Source organism: Microbulbifer maximicatervae (SeqCode), assembly GCF_052467065.1.
In genome coordinates this window covers 298,864-318,114 of sequence record NZ_CP174299.1, presented here as the reverse complement: position 1 = coordinate 318,114, position 19,251 = coordinate 298,864, and the positions used below count along the sequence as shown (strand labels likewise).

Annotated in this window: 16 protein-coding genes; 5 read left to right on the top strand and 11 right to left on the bottom strand. The window is 51.8% G+C overall.

The features are described from left to right. Nucleotides 1–116: 116 nt before the first annotated feature. The 11 genes from ACJJI1_RS01490 to map form a co-directional block, all read right to left on the bottom strand. On the bottom strand, nucleotides 117–2,192 hold the full coding sequence (locus ACJJI1_RS01490) for a S9 family peptidase (protein ID WP_444958338.1): 2,076 nt from the start codon (nucleotides 2,190–2,192) through the stop codon (nucleotides 117–119). Between the two features lie 740 nt (nucleotides 2,193–2,932). Then, the gene (locus tag ACJJI1_RS01485; RefSeq protein ID WP_444958337.1) at nucleotides 2,933–3,577 is read right to left on the bottom strand and encodes a hypothetical protein; all 645 of its coding nucleotides are present in this window, start codon (nucleotides 3,575–3,577) and stop codon (nucleotides 2,933–2,935) included. Nucleotides 3,578–4,818: 1,241 nt separating this feature from the next. Beyond that, nucleotides 4,819–5,694, bottom strand: a complete 876-nt coding sequence (locus tag ACJJI1_RS01480) for an SDR family oxidoreductase (RefSeq protein WP_444893176.1) — start codon at nucleotides 5,692–5,694, stop codon at nucleotides 4,819–4,821. 19 nt (nucleotides 5,695–5,713) lie between these two features. Beyond that, entirely contained in the window at nucleotides 5,714–6,445 is a 732-nt protein-coding gene (locus ACJJI1_RS01475) for a cupin domain-containing protein (RefSeq protein ID WP_444893177.1), read from the bottom strand. 371 nt (nucleotides 6,446–6,816) lie between these two features. Further along, nucleotides 6,817–7,950 (bottom strand): succinyl-diaminopimelate desuccinylase, encoded by a 1,134-nt coding sequence (dapE, locus tag ACJJI1_RS01470; RefSeq protein ID WP_444893178.1) that lies wholly within the window; start codon nucleotides 7,948–7,950, stop codon nucleotides 6,817–6,819. Nucleotides 7,951–8,044: 94 nt separating this feature from the next. Then, nucleotides 8,045–9,076 (bottom strand): 2,3,4,5-tetrahydropyridine-2,6-dicarboxylate N-succinyltransferase, encoded by a 1,032-nt coding sequence (gene dapD / locus ACJJI1_RS01465; RefSeq protein ID WP_444893179.1) that lies wholly within the window; start codon nucleotides 9,074–9,076, stop codon nucleotides 8,045–8,047. Between the two features lie 21 nt (nucleotides 9,077–9,097). Next, nucleotides 9,098–9,442, bottom strand: a complete 345-nt coding sequence (locus ACJJI1_RS01460; protein ID WP_108734022.1) for an ArsC family reductase — start codon at nucleotides 9,440–9,442, stop codon at nucleotides 9,098–9,100. A 2-nt stretch (nucleotides 9,443–9,444) separates the two neighbouring features. Then, entirely contained in the window at nucleotides 9,445–10,113 is a 669-nt protein-coding gene (gene nth, locus ACJJI1_RS01455; RefSeq protein ID WP_444893180.1) for an endonuclease III, read from the bottom strand. A gap of 74 nt (nucleotides 10,114–10,187) precedes the next feature. Further along, nucleotides 10,188–11,360, bottom strand: coding sequence for a succinyldiaminopimelate transaminase (dapC, locus tag ACJJI1_RS01450; protein WP_444958336.1), 1,173 nt, complete (start codon nucleotides 11,358–11,360; stop codon nucleotides 10,188–10,190). A 31-nt stretch (nucleotides 11,361–11,391) separates the two neighbouring features. After that, a complete protein-coding gene (locus ACJJI1_RS01445) occupies nucleotides 11,392–14,097 on the bottom strand; it encodes a [protein-PII] uridylyltransferase (RefSeq protein WP_444958335.1) in 2,706 nt (901 codons plus the stop codon). 121 nt (nucleotides 14,098–14,218) lie between these two features. Continuing rightward, nucleotides 14,219–14,989: a type I methionyl aminopeptidase gene (map, locus tag ACJJI1_RS01440; protein ID WP_282933678.1), complete on the bottom strand. Its 771-nt coding sequence runs from the start codon at nucleotides 14,987–14,989 to the stop codon at nucleotides 14,219–14,221. A gap of 325 nt (nucleotides 14,990–15,314) precedes the next feature. Here map and rpsB point away from each other — a divergent pair, with 325 nt between their 5' ends. From rpsB to uppS, 5 genes are all read left to right on the top strand, one after another. After that, the gene (gene rpsB, locus ACJJI1_RS01435) at nucleotides 15,315–16,061 is read left to right on the top strand and encodes a 30S ribosomal protein S2 (protein ID WP_282933677.1); all 747 of its coding nucleotides are present in this window, start codon (nucleotides 15,315–15,317) and stop codon (nucleotides 16,059–16,061) included. A gap of 113 nt (nucleotides 16,062–16,174) precedes the next feature. Continuing rightward, complete coding sequence (gene tsf / locus ACJJI1_RS01430) at nucleotides 16,175–17,038, top strand: translation elongation factor Ts (RefSeq protein WP_282933676.1); 864 nt, start codon at nucleotides 16,175–16,177, stop codon at nucleotides 17,036–17,038. A 162-nt stretch (nucleotides 17,039–17,200) separates the two neighbouring features. Beyond that, nucleotides 17,201–17,938, top strand: coding sequence for a UMP kinase (gene pyrH, locus ACJJI1_RS01425; RefSeq protein ID WP_282933675.1), 738 nt, complete (start codon nucleotides 17,201–17,203; stop codon nucleotides 17,936–17,938). Beyond that, entirely contained in the window at nucleotides 17,935–18,492 is a 558-nt protein-coding gene (gene frr, locus ACJJI1_RS01420; RefSeq protein WP_282933674.1) for a ribosome recycling factor, read from the top strand. Before pyrH ends, frr begins: the two co-directional genes overlap by 4 nt. Beyond that, nucleotides 18,492–19,247: a polyprenyl diphosphate synthase gene (gene uppS / locus ACJJI1_RS01415; RefSeq protein WP_413662817.1), complete on the top strand. Its 756-nt coding sequence runs from the start codon at nucleotides 18,492–18,494 to the stop codon at nucleotides 19,245–19,247. Before frr ends, uppS begins: the two co-directional genes overlap by 1 nt. Nucleotides 19,248–19,251: the final 4 nt, after the last annotated feature.

The following is a 19,251-nucleotide window of genomic DNA, read 5'->3' as shown; positions in this document are numbered from 1 at the left end:
GGACAAAGGGAGTGATCCGTTGACTGGTGTGCTCGATGGGATAATCCGTGATGGAGCAGCAGGATGGCTGACCTGCTACTCCGTTATTTGGCCGAATATACCTGTAAAATTTTGAATTAGTTGGTTGCCAAATCCTCGCTTTCATTTTCTCTATCGGGTTTGTGTTGATCAAACCAGTAGAGGGTTGAAGCTACTTTAGAGATTCTCTTGCTGGGTCTATCGGAAAAGTTATGGGATGTGTTTGGAAGGCGCACCATAGCCGCCTCTACATCATTTAACTTTAGTGCTTGGTAAAACTGCTCGGTCTCGGATATCGGGGTGCGATAATCGTTTTCGCCAGTCAATAGCATGGTGGGTGTAGTGACATTGCCAATATATGTGAGTGGAGAGCGGCGTCGATACTCCTCGGGGGCCTCCCAAGGCATCCCGGAAAACCAGTAGCGAGTAAATATTTTGGAGTAATCGGCAGTTAGAACAAAGCTCTCCCAATTGATTACCGGTGCGACAACTACCGCAGCCCTGAATCGTTCAGTTTTACCAATAATCCAGGCTGTCAGTGTGCCGCCGGCACTTCCACCTGTGACAAATAATTGATCCTCATCGATATAGCCTTGGGCGATAACTGCATCGACACCCGCCATTAGGTCATCGTAATCCTGGCTAGGGAAGTTGTGATGGATCAGGTTGGCAAACTCATTGCCGTAGCTGGTAGAGCCACGAGGGTTAGTGTAGAGCACGACATAGCCTGCGGCGGCAAAGAGTTGCATTTCGGCAGAAAAGCGCGGGCCGTAGTTAGATAGTGGGCCACCGTGAATCTCAAGTAACAGGGGGTATTTATTTTGGGGGTCGAAATTTGGGGGGTAGACTATCCAGCCCTGGATATTGCGACCATCGAAGCTGGATTTATAGTTGATCTCTTCCACATGGGCCATATTGCGTAGAGGTATCAAATCACTGTTGATCGCCGTGAGAGTTTTTATCTTGCCGCCACGAGAAATTGCAAGTTCTGCGGGAATTTGAGGTGTGGTTTGTGTATAAACTACGTTTCCACGTTTGGAGACAGCAAAATCTGAAAAACTATAGGGCGCGCCTAGTGTCAGTCCACCGGCGTCATCCGCTATCAAGGTTTCCTTTCCGCCAATTTTCTTAATGGCAATTTTGGTTGAGCCATGATCGTCATAGCTGTAAGCAATACGCTTACTGTCAGCTAGCCACTGAAAATCGGAAACGCTACGATCGCTGGCAGTTTTTATTAGCTGGTTTTTTCCATTAGCGAGGTCGATCACTCGTAAAGTGTTTTGGTGGTAGGAAAACCGCTGATCTTCATAGCCTAAATATGCCAGCTTTCTTCCGTCGGGTGAGATTTGAGGTTGAAAATCGGGGCCAAATCTCTCGGTTACTTGCTCAATATTTCCATCGTTGATATTTACCTTGTAAATTTCTGAATCCAGCAGTTCAATTTCATGATTTGGGTGGCGATTTGCTGAAAAGTAAATGGCCTTATTATTTTTGCCCCAGCTGAGTTGGCTGTTGTGCTCGTAGTCCCCACTGGTGAGCTGGCGGGGAGTGCCTCCTTCACGGGAAATCATGAAAACCTGTGAATTACCCTGCTCTAAGTATCCCTGGCCCTCAATGCGATACAAGCTCTTGTCGATAAACTGAGGTGTTTCCTCCCACTCGCCCCCTTCTGGTGGTGTGGGAAGCTCCACTGGCAGCGGTTTGTTCTCGGGCACGAACATGGTGAAGGCTAGATGCTGACCATCGTGGGACCACTGGATATTTGATGGAGCTCTGGGTAGATGGGAAATTTGCTCACTTTTACCATTGTCCAGCCACAACAAATGTATCTGGGGCTTTCCACTCCTGTCGCTGATAAAGGCAATAGTTTTTCCATCTGGAGATAGAAGTGGCGAGTGGTCGTGAAAATCTCCCGAAGTTAAGGGGCGGTGATCTTTGCCATCATCGCTGATATACCAAAGGTTTGCCCTTGTGGTATCTGCCATTTTGTTCAGGGAGTTGCGCACGTAATAAATATTTTTATCGTTAGTGCCAAACTGTGGGTCGCTGGCATACTCCAGATCGAAGATGTCCTCGTAGCTAAAATTGGGTGAAGGGCCACTTGTATTTTCAGGGGCGGAAAATGCGGGGCTTGTAATAATCGCCGCAGCAATAAACTTTATAAACCTATCCATGGTCAGTGAGCTCCTTTTTATTGTTGGGTGGAGCATACCGAAGGGGCGGTATCAGAGGGGATAAATACGCTGAAATGCAATATTGAGGGGATAGTCAGTTTGTTTGGCGGATAAATCTACTGAAATCTTTCCTTTCCACCCAGGGAATCTGGGGCACCTCGCAAGTACACTTGGAGCTTTCGCCCTTTTCGAGCTTCCAGCCTGAGGTGGGTTAATTTATATAGGTATCTCTTTTAATATTTCTTGATAAATATATTTGAGGATACCCAAAAGTTTGCCTTAACCTTTTCGTCACTATTATGAATGGTGGTATTTAGCAGCCCTGGTTTGCAGGGACAGGGCGCGTATTGGGTTTACGCAGCAGGGGATTAACTATTACTGCGACGATTGAGACTGTATTGAAAAAGAGATTAAGTAACGGTACTTAGCGGCTATGGACCCCACTCCTTCATAGGTTGGTTGTTTCTACTACAAAACCCCGATAGCCTCGCAGGTCCTCTTGCAAAAGAGCGGCCTGAGTCTCGAGATTTTCCTAATTGTCTGGATGGCCGTTTGTTCGGTCAAAAGTGCAACTCAAAACTATCGAACATCTTTAGCCCTTGTAGCGAGGGAGCGTAAAGATACCAACTATATAAGTTATTGACGCTATTTTTTATATTGCCAGGCACGGTTTTATCTGCTGTAAGCATTGAATTCCAAGGGATCCCACCTAAAGCCAATGACAGATGGTCCACACATTTTCATTTCTTCCGTCTGTTGATGATCAGCTGGGAGACTAGGGCTCCGCATAAAAGGATAAGAAAGACCACTAGGTTGAGGCCTCCCGCTACCAGGCGTGCCTCATTAGGGTAAGCAATAGTGCGCTCTAATGCTGATTTTTTATAGTGGTGTTTTTCCCTGAAGGTTGGATCTATTGCTAAATCCAGAAGGGTGCGCATGCTGCGATATCTTACCACTGCGGCAGTAGACCAGTCACCTTCATAATCAACACCCCACTTTGCTGCAGTTACGCCTAAAGCGTCCCCAAAAAAAATCGGATAGCTCCCGCGCTTAATTAAGAAGTTTGTCACGTAATTATTATATTTTTTCGCGACCTCCTTTGAGCTCATTGGTTTACTGTGATCTTTGGTTATAACAGGTTCGTCATAGTACTTGATAGCATTCAGAATAAAAATTGGTTCACCGCGATCCCGTTCAAGTAACTTCAAAAATTCTGATGGCGATTCATCGGGATTTAATTCTGCCAGCTTTTCGGAGTAGTACTGTTTTTCTTCTGCGGAAAGAGGGCGTTCGAATGTTCCATGCCACCAGGAGAATAATAAAAAGAGTATTGACCAAAAGCTCCAGTTGATAATAGTTTGAAGGGGGTTTTTTAAATTTTTCATAAGCTATCATTTCTTAGATGTCGAAACGTAACCAATGATGGTTTTTTAGTTGAAACGGCAGTATTGGCTACTTAGGTCCAGTATATAGGGCTCGAAATGCTATGGAAAGTGGAGTGCTAAAAAGTCTCTCATATTAAGGGTTTTTATCTTTACATATCTTTAACTTTAATGATCGCTCGGTTTATGAGGACGGTAACAATAGCTGGGATTTTAATTTTCACTTTACAGAAGATTGGGTTTTGGAATGATAAGAGGGTATCAGTTACTTAAATCGCTTAGTTTTCCAGTTTGCAGCACTCTTTAGAAGGCTGGTTTTACATATTAATTTTAATTTTTGTAAAGATATGATTATTTTGTTGATGTTTATGTTAAGTGATTTGTTGATGGTTCAGCTTGGCCTTTTAAAACAATAAGTTGCTGGGTAGAAGGGTCGGAAACAACCTTATAAGTGTCCGTGTGAAAAGCTTTATCATTTGGATTGTTGAATTAATGTCACCCTCCATGAAGGTTGAAAGGGTTTCGAAGATTTTTTTGACCTGATAAACTAGATATAATTTCTCTATTCGTTATTAGCTTTTTACTTTTCACAGATAGAATGATTAGTGTAGGCAGACCCCAGGGAGTTGTGCACGTAATAAATATTTCTATCGTTGGCGCCAAACTGTGGACCGCTGGCATACTCGTGGTCGAATATGTCCTCGTAACTAAAACTGGGTAAGGGTTTATTTGTGTTTGAATGGGCTGAATCGCCCCAGCAATAAACTCTATAAACCTGCTCATAGTCAATGGGCTCCTTATTATTGTTTGACGGAGCATATTGAAGGGAACGTATCAGAGGGGCCAAATACGTTGAATTGCAATTTTGAAGGAGTTGTCAGTTTATTTGGTGGATAAACTTCCTGAAGATTCACTTTCCCAGCTAGGAGAACTGTGGCAGCTCAAAAATAAACTTGATGCTTTCGCTCCTTTTGAGTCTCCAAACTAAGCCAGGTTAATTGAAGTGGTAGCTCTTTTAATACTTTCCGATAAATATCTTCGAGGGTATCAAAGTGGTCGGTCTCAATCCTTTCGTCCACTATGTGAATAGAGGTTTTTCAGGTCCTGGTTCGGCAATCATAATTCTGGTAGGCGCAGTTTCAATGAGAGCCGGGGCCAGGGTGTGTATTGGGCTAACGGCACAAAGGGCGATCTACCACTAAGGCGATAGCGGCTGTGTTGAAAAAGGGATTGAGCTACGGTACTTAGCGGCTTTGGGTTTTACTCTGCCATATGTTGGCCGTTTCTTCTACGAAACTCCGATAGCTTCGCGGCCCCTGGGGCAAAAGTGCGGCCTGAGCCTCAAGATCTTCCTGATTTACTGGGTGGCCGTTTGTTTTGAACCAGCGATGCATGACCAGAAGATCGAAATTCAGCCACGGAGGCACCATGGTTTCGATGCTGTTGGCAAATTCTTCCGGCGTTAGGTCAGGGTAGATGACGGCGTGACCAAGTGCTATGGACCAGAGTGCGGCGGTTTCATTGCCGTTAGGGGCATCCAAACTCGACAAAAGAAATACTTCGTTCTTAGCCCTTATGTCTAAGAGTGCTGACGCTGCTGCGAGCGCAACATCACGGGTATCGATGCGTGCAACCGGGTGGGGGCCCAACGGCGTTGCATAAGCACCTGCAGTGATCACATCCTTCTGAACAAGATCATTCTGAGCGAAGTAGGTGGGCCGTAGTATCGTGTGCGTGATCCCACTAGCTCGCAGCGCTGTTTCAATGGCAAATTTTCCGCCCGCATGGGGGATCATCGGTGCGCGAACTGCAAGATCGCTCGATAGGTAAACGATGTGCCTGGGGGGGGATTCAGCGGCGATCGCCAGCGTGGAGAGGCCTTGCTGGGTCTCCTTGGGGCTATTCGCGATGAGCAAAAAGACACTCTCAACCCCCTTAAATGCGGGCCTCAGGCTGAAAGGATCATCCATATCTGCAATGACTGTATCAATATCATCGGGGAGGCTCGCGGCATAGGCGGTCGATCGTGTGGCGACACGGATCTTTGCGCCACTCGCATGCAAGATCGGCACGAGTTCCCGGCCGACATTTCCTGAGCCGCCAAAGATGAGGACAGTCATCGATGTAATCCACTGATGCTCAGGGCCAGACTGCGCAAAAGAATGCGCGAAAAGGTTTGTCGGCGTGCCACCCTACTGGGGCATCCAATGGTATGAAGAAGCTGTCACCGGCGTGGAAGGTCTCCTCGCCGTTTGATGTTGTGACCCGCACCGCCCCCTCCAGCATACATAGCAGTTCGTTCCGGCTGAAAGCTGTGATATTGCAATGACAAGGGCCGGACATCAAAGTGCCGACCTGGATCCTGCTATCGCCAGACTCGTATGCCAGGTGCCGGGCTTGGTGTGGTTCTAGAGCGCTGAGATTGGTCTTTCTACAGTCGTCTTCTGAAATGTTTGGAAGCGGGCGCACGACTTTCAGCTTAGACGGATCAGTCTCTGTTGGATATTCATCATGGAAAAGATTGATAAAGTACTTGCGGTAATATATTGGCATGTCCCATGCGCAATTAAGGCCTTGTGGGAGGAAAAACGGCTCTCCAGCAGAGATGACTTCTTTGTGTCCTGTTTCGTCGATAATGCCGACGTGGCCCTCGATCAGAAGCATGAACTCAAAGAGAGGATAGGGATTGAGCCCTGTGCTGCTTCCGCCAGAGCAATCCCAGGTCCCAGTGCAGAGGCCGTTGCGCTCAAAGGCTTTATACCCTCGCTGGATAGGTGTCGGGCCGGTAAGAAAAGAGGGAGGGATGACAGCCCAGGACTCAAGGCCTTCGCCACTTGGGTTGTGCGGGTCCAACTTGATTACGCTTTTCATGGCGTCTTTCTCGAGGGCTCGAGTTGGTGGCAGGAGCCGCGCGACTCGAGAATCAGTGAGCGGTTGGTGGTCGTCGGCGCGATTCACTAAGTATCTCTGCCGCAACTCATTTAGTAGTCTAATCCAACTTGGCGATAGATGTTGCTCTCGATAAATTGTGTCGGCCCGAGCCACCCTGCACGGTCTGGAGCAATGAGGTGTTGTATTGGCAGAGTTGGCAAATACGCTGAATAGTAATATTCAAGAGGTAGCCAGTTTTTGGCAAGATAAACCTGCTGGAGTTTTACTGCCCCAGCCATGAAAGCCGGGGCCTCTCAAAAGAATACTTTGAGCTTTCGCCTTTATGAGCCTCTAGGTTGAGTCGGATTAATTTAAGTGAGTAACTCTTTTAAGACTTCCCGATAAATATCTTTAAGGATATCCAAGTGGTCGGCCTCAACCCTTTCGTCTACTTTATGGATAGTGGCATTTACCGGTCCCAGTTCTACGACCTGGGCTCCGGTAGGGGCAATAAAACGGCCATCGGAAGTGCCGCCGGCGGTCGATAGCTCCGTTTTTTCCCCTGTGATGGTGAGAATTGCCTGCTGAGTTGCCCGAACCAGTGGGCCTGCGGCAGTGAGAAAAGGCAATCCGGATAATTTAAAATTCGCCTCATACTTGAGATTGTGTTTATCCATAATTGCGCGGGCCCGAGTCTCAAGGTCTTCGGCGGTTAATTCAGTGGAAAAACGCCAGTTGCAGAGTAAATCCACTTCGCCGGGAATAACATTGGTTGCGCCGGTGCCTCCATTGATATTTGAAACCTGGAAGCTGGTTGCGGGGAAGAATTCGTTCCCCTGGTCCCACTCTTCGGCAGCGAGTTCAGCGAGAGCAGGGGCCAGGGTATGAATCGGATTCTCGGCCAAGTGAGGGTAGGCTACATGGCCTTGGGTGCCGAGAACTTTTAGTTCCAGGCCGAGTGAGCCCCTGCGCCCATTTTTAATAATATCGCCAACCCGTTCACTACTGGATGGCTCGCCGACGATACAGCAGTCAATCTTTTCTCCCTGTTCCTCGAGCCACTCGACAACCTTAACGGTGCCGTTTGTTGCGGGGCCCTCTTCGTCGCTGGTGATCAGAAATGCTATGCGACCACTGTGGTCTGGGTGTGCCGCAATGAACTCCTCACAGGCAACCACCATGGCTGCCAGGGAACCCTTCATGTCCGCCGCACCGCGGCCATATAGAAAACCGTCGCGAATTTCAGGCTCGAAGGGGGGGCAGCTCCAGTTTTCTTCTGGGCCTGTGGGTACGACATCGGTGTGTCCGGCAAAGGCGAGTAGGGAGCCTTCACTAGAGCCATCGCGTACAGCCCAAAAATTATCGGTGTCGTCTCTGCGCAATTTTGTTACCTGGAATCCTATTTTTTCCAGGCGCTGGATCATAAGGTCCATACACCCCGCATCTTCTGGGGTGACAGAGCGGCGGCGAATCAGGTCGAAAGCGAGTTGGAGGGTGGGAGTCACTTGGGCTTTCCTTGTATAGGGAGATGGGTCGCAAAGAAGCGGCTAGAGGGGTGGGATGCAGCAGTGCGGAACCGAAGTTCCGCACTGTGCAATTTTAATTGCTGTGTAGAGCTTCATTGAGCTCGATAGCACTCTTGTTGGTGAGACATTCCACTGCACCATTAGTGGAGTTGCGGCGGAATAGTAAATCGGATTTTCCGGCCAGGTCTCTGGCCTTGATGTGCTCTACCAGCTTGCCGCTGTCATCCAACAGGGCGATTTTGGTTCCAGCTGTAATGTAGAGCCCAGCCTCTACTGTGCAGCGGTCGCCAAGGGGAATGCCGATGCCGGCATTAGCGCCGAGCAGGCAGTTATCGCCTACCGAGATAACGATATTTCCGCCGCCGGAAAGCGTGCCCATGGTGGAGCTGCTGCCACCGAGATCGGAACCGGCGCCGACAAATACCCCGGCGGAAATACGGCCTTCAATCATGCCGGGCCCTTCGGTGCCAGCATTAAAGTTAACAAAGCCCTCGTGCATGATTGTGGTGCCTTCCCCAAGGTATGCGCCCAGGCGCACTCGAGCGGTGTGTGCGATACGAACCCCAGCCGGTACTACGTAGTTGGTCATTTTGGGGAATTTATCCACGCAGGAGACATCCAGGTACTCACCTTTGAGCCTTGCATCCAGTTGTCGCTGCGGTAATTCCTCGAGATCGATGGCCCCCTGGTTGGTCCAAGCGACATTAACCAGCTTGCCAAAAATACCATCGAGTTTGGTCTCGTGGGGTTTTACCAGGCGGTGGGATAGAAGATGTAGCTTCAGGTAGGCCTCGGGCACTGACTGCGGGGCTTCGTCAGTAGCCAAAATAACTACTGCGAGTGGTCTTTGGGAATTGGCAAATTGCTGCAGGATTTCCGCCTGGTCAGCGGCGCCTGCACTGTGGAGAGCATCGGCTAATTTCTGTAGCTGGGTGGAGTCCAGAGGCAGGCTGTGATTTCCCTCTGCCACGCCGAGCGTTTCAGTAACCGCGTTAGCGATTTCTGCACTGGGTTTAAACAGGGGTTTGGGATAGTAAACTTCGAGCCAGTCGCCCTTGCTGTTACAGGTGCCGACACCAAAACCGATGCTGTAAATATTGCTCATGGTGGTTATCTCCTAATTCGACTAGCTTTGCAGTTGTTCGAAGGTCGCCTCTTTAAAACCGAAAAGGGTTTCCTTTGAGGTGGTGGTGACCGGGCGTTTGATTAAGGTAGGGGTCGCACTGGCCAGATCTAAGGCGAGTGCATTGTCCATTTCGTTTTTCTGTTCATCGCTCAGTTCACGCCAGCTCGTTGAGCGGCGATTTAGGACCTCTTGCCAGCCAAATTTATCCAGCCATGCTTGAAGGGGGACATCTTCCATGCCGTCTACGCGAAAATCGTGAAAGCGATAATCGACTCCATTTTTCTCCAGCCATTTGCGGGCTTTTTTTACGGTGTCACAGTTTTTAATGCCGTACAGAGTAATCACGGTTACGCCTTTTTGGTTTTCTTGGGGTTTTTACGGTTGGGGTAGCAGGTTGTGCAAATTTCACAGACGGTGCCATCGCAGCCCCGCGCAGAGCAGAACTCGCGACCGTAGAAAATAATCTGCAGGTGCAATTTATTCCACTTGTCTCTTGGGAACAGCCGCTTCAGGTCTTTTTCAGTCTGGGTAACATTTTTGCCATTCGTCAGGCCCCAGCGCTGGGCCAACCTGTGAATGTGGGTATCGACAGGAAACGCCGGGTGTCCAAAAGCCTGTGACATAACCACGCTCGCCGTTTTGTGTCCGACCCCGGGCAGGGTCTCCAGCGCAGCCATATTCTCAGGCACTTCGCCGTGGTATTCGCTGATCAGGATCTGCGAGAGCTTGCTGATGGCTTTGGATTTTTGCGGGGAGAGGCCACAGGGGCGAATGACTTTTTGGATCTCCTCTACCGGGACCTGCGCCATATCCCTGGGATTGTCTGCCAGCTGCCAGAGCGCAGGGGTTATCTGGTTGACCCGCTCATCGGTGCATTGAGCGGATAGGAGTACCGCAACCAACAGGGTGTAGGAGTCATTGTGATCGAGAGGAACGGGAGTTTCCGGGTAGAGTTCCTCCAGGCGCTGCAAAATATAAGTGACGCGCTCTTGCTTGAGTAGATTTTTTACTGCCATTGTTAAGATATGCCTGGGCGTGGAGTTCCTGTATGTGCTCGAGTTGTCAGTTGTTCTTGAAAAGTGAGTTGGCCTTACCTGCAAAATGCCTTTATGCGGTGCGCTGCGTCGATGCACTCTTGCAGTGTCGCTACCAGTGCCAGACGCACATACTCGCGACCGGGGTTCAAGCCGATGCTATCGCGGGCGAGAAATGCACCGGGAAGTACCGTGATATTTTGCGCCTCATAGAGTTCCCTGGCAAAACGCTCACCATCCCCGACCTTGGGCCATAGGTAAAAGCTTGCCTGTGGCTGTTGTACCTCTAGGCAGCCGTCGAGAATTTCGAGAACTGAAGAAAACTTTTCACTGTAAAGCGCGCGATTCTGGCGGACGTGTTCCTCATCCTGCCAGGCTGCGATCGAAGCATATTGATTGGGCAGCGGCATGGCGCAGCCGTGGTAAGTTCGATAGAGCAAAAACTTTTGCAGCAGATCGGCATCACCGGCGACGAAGCCCGAGCGAAGCCCGGGTAAGTTCGAGCGCTTTGATAGGCTGTGGAATACTACACAGCGGCGAAAGTCTGTTCGCCCCATTTCCTCGCAGGCCTGTAATAGTCCTACCGGCGGTGATGACTCGTCAAAATACAGCTCCGAATAACATTCATCGGAGGTGATGGTGAAATCGTAGCGGTCTGCCTTCTCTATCAGCTGTTTGAAATCTTCAGCTTCGAGAAGAGCGCCGGTGGGGTTGCCGGGAGAGCAGAGGTAAAGCAATTCGCATTGCTGCCAAACCGATTCCGGCACCGAGGTGAAATCTGGTTTGAATTGGTTTTCTGCTACACAGTTAATAAAGTGCGGCTGCGCCCCGGCGAGAAGGGCCGCGCCCTCATAGATCTGGTAGAAGGGATTGGGCATCAGGACTTTGCTGCCTGCGGAAACGGTCGCCTGGGCGAATGCAAAAAGTGCTTCCCGGGTCCCGTTCACTGGCAGCACCTGGTTATCTGCGCTCACATTGGAGAGCTGAAAGCGCTGGCTCAGCCAATCGGCGATCGCCTGCCGCAGGGGCTCTATTCCCTTGGTCAGTGGGTAGGCGGCAAGCTTGTCCAGGTGTCGAACAAGCTCTGCACAGACAAATTCTGGTGGCGCATGCTTGGGCTCACCGATGGATAGTGCAATATGGGGCTTGTCCGCCGCTTGGAGGCCCTCTTTCAGGGCTTGCAGCTTGGTAAATGGATAGGGCTGCAGCTGTTCCAGATTTGGGTTCATGGTCGTGAGCGGGCCTCGGGCGTTTTTTCGGTTAGGCGTCTTGGTTGTTCAGTTCCAGGCAAATGGCTTTTTCCAGTGCGCCGTTGGCCTCGATGTCGGTAAGTGGTGATCCCTCGGCATCGGTAATGTGAAAAATATCTTCGACTCGTTCGCCGAGTGTCGAAATTTTTGCATTGTGCAGGCGCAGATCGTGGGAAATAAAAATTCGCGCGATGCGGGCCAGCAAGCCGGGTCTGTCGGCACTGGTAATTTCCAGGGTGCTGTAATGATCGCCGGGTTCGGTTGAGAGATGAGCCTGGCTCTTCAATTCAAACATTTTAAGGCGGCGGGGCGTACGTCGCTGAATGATCTTTGAGTAGTCCTCAACCAGGGCTAATTCCTGCTGTAGTGTGTCGCGAATCTGCGCTAGGCGCTGGGGTTCGTCCAGTAGCGGTTGGCCCGCTTCATCCAGCACGTAAAAAGTATCCAGCGTATAACCGGAGGCAGAACTGTACAGGCGCGCATCGTGAACGTTCAGGTTGAGCATATCCAGCCCGGTAACCGCTGCGGCAAATACGTTGGCTCTATCAGGCGTGTAGACAAAAACCTGGGTAGCGCCGTCGTGCTCGCCAGGCCCTGAGTTTCGCGTTAAAACCAGGGTGTCCTTTTGGCTGGCGTCGGGGCTGCTGTGCAGTTCGTGGATGGCTGAAGTGTGCCAGGTGATATTGTCAGCGGTCTCGCGAACAAAATAGTCATCCCCCATTTGTGCCCAGATATTTTCCACCGAGGCTTGCGGAAGTCCCATAGCGTCCAGTTTTTCCATTGCCTGGCAGCGGGTTTCCTCGCTGATTTCTTCCCGGTCGATGGGGTTTTCCAGGCCTCGGCGCAGAGCGTGCCGGGTGGCCTGGTAGAGCTGGCGCATCAAGCTGGCCCGCCAGCTGTTCCAGAGTTCCGGGTTGGTGGCATTGATATCTGCGACTGTGAGGGCGTACAGGCAGTCCAGATGTTCGCGGTCACCCATTTCACGGGCGAAAGCGTGCACGACTTCGGGATCACTGATGTCCTGCTTCTGTGAAACCTGGCTCATCAATAGATGCTTTTCTACAAGCCAGCAAACCAGACGCCGGTCGCGGGCGGGCAGGTGGTGGCGCTGGCAGAATTCCGCTGCATCCACAACTCCCAGCTTGGAGTGGTCGCCACCGCGCCCTTTGGCGATATCGTGGTAGAGACCGGCGATATACAGCAGTTCCGGTTGGCGCATGCGCTCGAGAATTTCCGCTGCAATCGGGAATTTTTCCTGCGCCTCGGGGCTCCGGAAGCTGCGCATATTGCGCACAACTTGCAAGGTGTGGGCATCCACGGTGTAGATATGGAATAAGTCGTGCTGCATTTGCCCGGTTACCTGCCCAAATTCTGGTAGGTATCGCCCGAGAATGCGGTAGCGGGTCATTCGGGATAGCTGGGTCGACAAGCCCCGGGGTGAGCGAAGCAGCTGCATAAACAACTGGGTATTTTTCGGATCTGCGCGGAATTGGTCGTCGATCAGGTGTCGGTGCTCGCGAATCAGGCGGATGGTGGAGGCCCGTACCCCGCTAATATCCGGGTTGTTGGCCATCAGCACGAAGATCTCGAGCAGGGCCGACGGCTCCTGGTTAAATACTTGCGGGTGGGTAACCTCAATATTGCCGTCGCGCAGCTGGAATCGCTCATTTAGCGGAATGACCAGCTGGCTGCCTTTGCGCTGAAGGATGGCTTCGCCGAGATATTGGAGAAGTACATCGTTCAACTCCTGCAGTGCCATCACAATGCGGTAGTAGTTGTGCATAAACTGCTCAACGGCGAGCTGGGTGTCGCTATCCACATAACCGAATTGCTTCGCCAGTTCTCTTTGGTAGTCAAACAGCAGTCGCTCTTCCGCGCGGCCGGCGAGCAGGTGCAAGCCGTAGCGCACACGCCAGAGGAAGGTTTCTCCGGACTGTAATATGGCGAACTCTTCCTCGGTAAAAAATGCCTTGCCCTGCAGTTGCTTCAGGGTGCGCACTTGGAAAAAATATTTGGCAACCCAGGCAATTGTCTGGATATCCCGCAGGCCCCCGGGAGAGTTCTTAATATTGGGCTCGAGAATATATTCAGCAGCCTGCTGGTTGCTGTGCCGCTTTTTCTGTTCGGCGAGCTTGGCCTTGAAGAATTCTTCGGTGGGCCAGTGCCTTTTGTGTTCCATTTGCGCAGTTAGCTGCTCGCCAACAGTACTGTCGCCGACAACTGTGCGGGATTCGGTGAGGTTGGTGGCCACGGTGATGTCCTTCGCGGCTAACTCCAGGCACTCCTCGATATTTCGTACAGAATGGCCGACATCCAAGCCCAGGTCCCATAAAAAGGCCACCAGGCGCTCTATGTTGTCGATGGTATCCGGGGTTGGGTGATCGTTGGAGAGGATGAGTAAATCGATATCGGAGTGGGGGTGTAGCTCTCCGCGCCCGTAGCCGCCCACAGCGAGAAGCCCGATACCGTCTCTCCACTCGAACTGGTGCCAGGCGTAATGCAGAAGGCAGTCCACAAACAGGGCGCGCTCGTGTACCAGTGTGACAACGTCCTCTCCCTCGCGAAAGCGCTCTGCCATTTGCCGTTCGGCTGCGCCGACAGCATCTTTAAATATCTCCAGAGTGGGTTTGTCGCCGGAGCTTAAATCCCTGCGAAAACGGGACTGATCAAAGAAAAACAGGGGGCGTTCAAAGTAGGGAGGGCTGACCGGCTGCATGGGAAGTCCGTTTTGCTCTTGGGCTGCCGCAGGTGGGGGCGGCTTGGGTTCGGTTTGCGGAGAAACACACTGTGGTGCCGGGAGTAATGCATTTATTCCTCGCGGCACCGTCGGTACGGCTTTAGAAGTTCTCCTCGCTACGCGCTGTGAGTACTTCTACGCCGTCGCTAGTGACTGCCATGGTGTGTTCCCATTGTGCGGAGAGACGGCGGTCCTTGGTTACCGCAGTCCAGCCATCTCCCAGCACGCGCGTGGCCGCTTTGCCTGCGTTAATCATGGGTTCAATGGTGAAGGTCATGCCCTCTTTGAGCACTTCACCAGTTCCCGGCTGACCGTAGTGAAGAATTTGTGGGTCTTCATGGAAAACGTCGCCGATGCCGTGTCCGCAGAAGTCGCGTACCACTGAGTAATAGTTTTTCTCAGCGTGCTGCTGGATGACGTGGCCGATATCGCCGAGGGTAGTGCCGGGGCGGACAATTTCGATGGCTTTGTACATGCACTCCTGGGTGATTTGTACCAGGCGTTCAGCGTGGGCGGCGGGCTTGCCGGCAAAGAACATCTTGCTGGTGTCACCGTACCAGCCATCTTTGATAACGGTAACATCGATATTAATGATGTCGCCCTTCTTGAGAATTTTGCTCTCGGAGGGGATACCGTGACACACCACTTCGTTGACGGAAGTGCATATAGATTTTGGGAAGCCGCGATAACCGAGGCAGGCCGGGATCGCTTTCTGTACCTTCACGATGTGTTCGTGGCAGCGTCGATCCAGTTCTTCGGTAGTGACTCCTGGAACGACATACTCGCCAATCATTTCCAGCACCTCTGCGGCGAGGCGGCCTGCGGTGCGCATCTTGGCGATTTGTTCTGGGGTCTTAATGGCTGAGGTCATGCGTATCCTTTGTTTCTGGGTTGGGGCGGGTAGCGCCCAAGAGGCGGGCTATTGTAGCGGATTGCTGGCTGTAGGACACATTTTGCCGCTATTGGCGCAAGGATGGCTCAGGCGTCCCGCCAACAGCATTGAGGCGTGATCATTTGCGCGAAATCGGTGCCAATTCTTCACTATGGGGTGCACTTGTGGTATAAAGCGCGCCGCCTGGGGATACTCCCTGGGCGAGTAAAAGCCGCACACGCATCGACACATGTGTCTGGGTGCCCTGAAAGGGGTTGACGCATGGGATACGTGGAGGACTAACCCGTATATATAGAGGTTTATTATGCCGCAAGTAAGTATGCGCGATATGCTGCAGGCTGGTGTTCACTTTGGTCACCAGACCCGCTACTGGAACCCGAAGATGGGTCAATTCATCTTTGGTGCCCGCAACAAGATTCACATCATCAACCTTGAGCACACTGTACCGGCTTTCAACGAAGCCCTGCAGATCATCAAGGGTATGACTGCTCAAAAGAAAAAGATTATGTTTGTTGGCACCAAGCGTGCTGCACAGAAGTCTATCAAAGAGCAGGCAGAGCGTTGTGGCCAGCCTTACGTCAGCAACCGCTGGCTGGGTGGTATGCTCACCAACTACAAAACCATCCGCGCTTCCATCAAGCGTTTCCGTGAGCTGGAAGCCCAGTCTCAGGACGGTACTTTCGAGAAGCTGACCAAGAAAGAAGCTCTGATGCGTACCCGTGCCATGGATAAGCTTGAGCGCTCCATCGGTGGTATCAAGGATATGGGTGGCCTGCCTGACGCGATCTTCGTAATCGACGTTGAGCACGAGCGCATCGCTATCCAGGAAGCTAACAAGCTGGGTATCCCCGTAATCGGTGTTGTCGACACCAACAGCGATCCCGCTGGTGTTGATTACGTGATCCCCGGTAACGACGACGCTATCCGCGCAATCAAGCTGTACACCACAGCTGTAGCCGACGCAGTACTTGCTGGCGCTGCAGAAGCTGGTAACACCGTTGCGAAGGACGAGTACGTCGAAGCTAACGATGACGAAGCCGCTGCAGAGTAATTTGCAGGGCTAAGTGGTGTAACACAGTCGTTTTACACTGCGAACTCAAAAAGGGGCCCGAATTACGGCCCCTTTTTTCTAATTTTTAGTGACAGAACCCCGAGGATTGAATCATGGCGATTACCGCGTCTATGGTAAAAGAACTGCGCGAGCGCACCGGCCTGCCGATGATGGAGTGTAAGAAAGCTCTGACGGCTGCTGATGGCGACATCGAAAAGGCGATTGAAGACCTGCGCAAAGCCTCCGGCCTGAAGGCCGCTAAGAAAGCTGGCCGCACCGCTGCTGACGGCGTTGTTGCCGCTAAAGTTGCAGAAGATGGCAGCTACGGCGTACTGGTTGAAGTGAACTCCGAGACTGACTTCGTTGCTCGCGATGAAAACTTCCAGGCGTTTGTTGCCAAGGTTGTAGAGAAGGCATTTGCCGATCGCCAGCAAGACGTAGCTGCCCTGATGGAAGGCGAGCTGGAAACTGCTCGTGAAGCACTGGTTCAGAAAATCGGTGAGAACATCGGCGTGCGTCGTATCGAGCTGGTTGAAGCTCCAGTTGTAGGTGCTTACGTTCACTCCAACAACCGCATCGCTGCCCTGGTAGCTCTGAGCGGTGGAGAGATCGAGCTGGCTAAAGATGTTGCCATGCACGTGACTGCGGTTAACCCGCAGGTAAACAAGCCGGAAGATATGCCTGCTGACGTCCTGGAAAAAGAAAAGGACATCATCAAGGCTCAGCCGGATATGGAAGGCAAGCCGGCTGAAATCGTAGAGAAAATGATGGGCGGTCGTATCAAGAAGTTCCTGAAAGAGAACAGCTTGGTAGAGCAGCCTTTTGTTAAAAACCCGGACGTAAGCATTGGCAAGCTGGTTAAAGATGCCGGTGCCGATGTGGTTTCCTTTGTTCGCTACGAAGTGGGTGAAGGTATCGAGAAGGAAGAGGTGGATTTCGCAGCGGAAGTTGCGGCCCAGGTTAAGTCCTCTTCTTAATCGCATATTATTGGGTGCCCTCGGGCACTCAATCGCAGTGGGGTGCTTCCGCTGGGGTTTCTTGCCCACAGTGGAGCACCCCTCTGTGTAAATGACTGAAATTGTTGTAATGTTCAGCGGCAAGGCCTGGCCACTAACAGGTACATTGAGGGGGACTAACGAATGCCCGGTATTAAAGACCGCAAGTACAAGAGAATTTTGTTAAAGCTCAGCGGCGAAGAGCTGATGGGTGATCAGGGTTTCGGTATCAGTCCCAAGGTGCTGGACAAAATGGCCCTGGAAATTGGGCAGCTGGTTGGTATCGGGGTCCAGGTGGGCCTGGTTGTTGGCGGTGGTAACCTGTTCCGTGGCGCTGCGCTGAGTGCGGCCGGCCTCGATCGTGTTACTGGTGACCACATGGGGATGCTCGCTACGGTGATGAATGCCCTGGCGCTACGCGATGCCCTGGAAAGATCTGACATCTCCTCGAGAGTGATGTCCTCAATTCAAATGAGCGGTATTGTCGATCACTACGATCGCCGTGCGGCTATTCGCTACCTGGAGCGTGGCGAAGTTCTGATTTTTGCTGCCGGTACCGGCAACCCTTTCTTTACCACTGATTCTGCAGCTTGCCTGCGCGGTATCGAAATTGAAGCCGAATTGGTTTTGAAGGCGACCAAGGTCGATGGCGTCTACTCTGCTGATCCCAAACTCGACCCGACAGCAACTCGCTATGACCAGTTGACTTACGATGAGGTTCTCGACAAGAAGCTCGGCGTGATGGATTTGACCGCTATCTGCCTGTGTCGCGAGCACAATATGCCTGTACGTGTATTCCGCATGGATAAAAGCGGGGCGCTGTTAAATATTGTGGTTGGCGGCGTGGAAGGCACCTTAATTGAAGAGGAAGTGAAATCGTGATTGAAGATATAAAAACAGACGCGAAAGCTCGTATGGGTAAGGCACTTGATGCCCTGGCTGGAAATTTCAACAAGATTCGCACCGGCCGTGCACACCCGAGTATTCTCGATGGCATCCACGTCTCCTATTACGGTTCTGATACTCCGTTATCTCAGGTTGCCAATGTTACTGTTGAGGATGCGCGCACTCTCTCCGTAACTCCCTGGGAGAAAAACCTGGTCCCGGATATCGAAAAGGCCATTATGAAGTCCGATTTGGGCCTCAATCCCAGCACAGCTGGTGCGGTTATCCGTATTCCAATGCCTATGCTTACCGAAGAGACCCGCAAGAACTTCACTCGCCAGGCAAAAAGTGAGGCAGAGACAGCGCGGGTTTCCATTCGCAATATTCGTCGCGATGCGCTAGCGGACGTGAAGTCACTGGTCAAGGATAAGGAAATTTCTGAGGACGATGAGCGCCGCGCAAGTGACGACATTCAGAAAATTACCGATCAGTTTGTCGCTGATGTGGACAAAGCACTGGCAGCGAAAGAAAAAGACCTGATGGAAATTTAATGAGCATCGGTGGTACCGAGCTACATGCTCCCGGCCCACGTCACATCGCCATTATTATGGATGGCAATGGGCGCTGGGCTGCCCGCAAGGGCCTTTCCCCTTCAGCCGGCCACAAGGCCGGTGTCGAGCGTATCCGCGACCTGCTTTCAGCTTGTAAAACTCGCGGTGTTAAAGCGCTTACTCTGTTCGCCTTCTCCAGCGAGAATTGGCAGCGCCCTCCGAAGGAGGTCGAGCTGCTGATGAGCCTGTTTAATTCCTATTTGCGCAAAGAGGCCCGGCGGATGCGGGAGGAGGGGGTTCGCCTGAGAGTTATTGGTCGACGGGACCGATTCTCTCCGCGCTTGCAGCGCGCTATAGCCGAAGCGGAAGATATCACCCGCGCAGGGACTGAGGGCGACCTGATAATTGCTGCTGATTACGGCGGGCGCTGGGATATTGCCCAGGCGGCCCGTAGATTGGCTCAAGAGGTTGCCGATGGCACGCGCTCCCCAGAGTCGATTACTGAGGATGGGCTTGGCAAATACATACAGCTTCAAGACCTGCCGCCGGTAGACCTTTTGATCCGCTCCAGCGGTGAGCAGCGTATTAGCAACTTTATCCTCTGGCAGGCCGCTTACAGTGAATTCTATTTTACTGATACGCTTTGGCCCGACTTTGACGAAGCCGAGCTGGATAAGGCTATCGCAGAATATGAGTTACGTGATCGCCGCTTCGGCGGTCGCGCCGAGGGGGATGACGCGATCGCTCAGGCGTGATCCG

Coding starts and splice junctions, on each gene's coding strand:
- ACJJI1_RS01490 (WP_444958338.1), bottom strand. CDS start 2,192: ATGGATAGGTTTATAAAGTTTATTGCTGCGGCGATTATTACAAGCCCC.
- dapD (WP_444893179.1), bottom strand. CDS start 9,076: ATGAGCAATATTTACAGCATCGGTTTTGGTGTCGGCACCTGTAACAGC.
- tsf (WP_282933676.1), top strand. CDS start 16,175: ATGGCGATTACCGCGTCTATGGTAAAAGAACTGCGCGAGCGCACCGGC.
- ACJJI1_RS01485 (WP_444958337.1), bottom strand. CDS start 3,577: ATGAAAAATTTAAAAAACCCCCTTCAAACTATTATCAACTGGAGCTTT.
- map (WP_282933678.1), bottom strand. CDS start 14,989: ATGACCTCAGCCATTAAGACCCCAGAACAAATCGCCAAGATGCGCACC.
- ACJJI1_RS01480 (WP_444893176.1), bottom strand. CDS start 5,694: ATGACTGTCCTCATCTTTGGCGGCTCAGGAAATGTCGGCCGGGAACTC.
- nth (WP_444893180.1), bottom strand. CDS start 10,113: ATGGCAGTAAAAAATCTACTCAAGCAAGAGCGCGTCACTTATATTTTG.
- dapC (WP_444958336.1), bottom strand. CDS start 11,360: ATGAACCCAAATCTGGAACAGCTGCAGCCCTATCCATTTACCAAGCTG.
- rpsB (WP_282933677.1), top strand. CDS start 15,315: ATGCCGCAAGTAAGTATGCGCGATATGCTGCAGGCTGGTGTTCACTTT.
- uppS (WP_413662817.1), top strand. CDS start 18,492: ATGAGCATCGGTGGTACCGAGCTACATGCTCCCGGCCCACGTCACATC.
- ACJJI1_RS01475 (WP_444893177.1), bottom strand. CDS start 6,445: ATGAAAAGCGTAATCAAGTTGGACCCGCACAACCCAAGTGGCGAAGGC.
- ACJJI1_RS01445 (WP_444958335.1), bottom strand. CDS start 14,097: ATGCAGCCGGTCAGCCCTCCCTACTTTGAACGCCCCCTGTTTTTCTTT.
- pyrH (WP_282933675.1), top strand. CDS start 17,201: ATGCCCGGTATTAAAGACCGCAAGTACAAGAGAATTTTGTTAAAGCTC.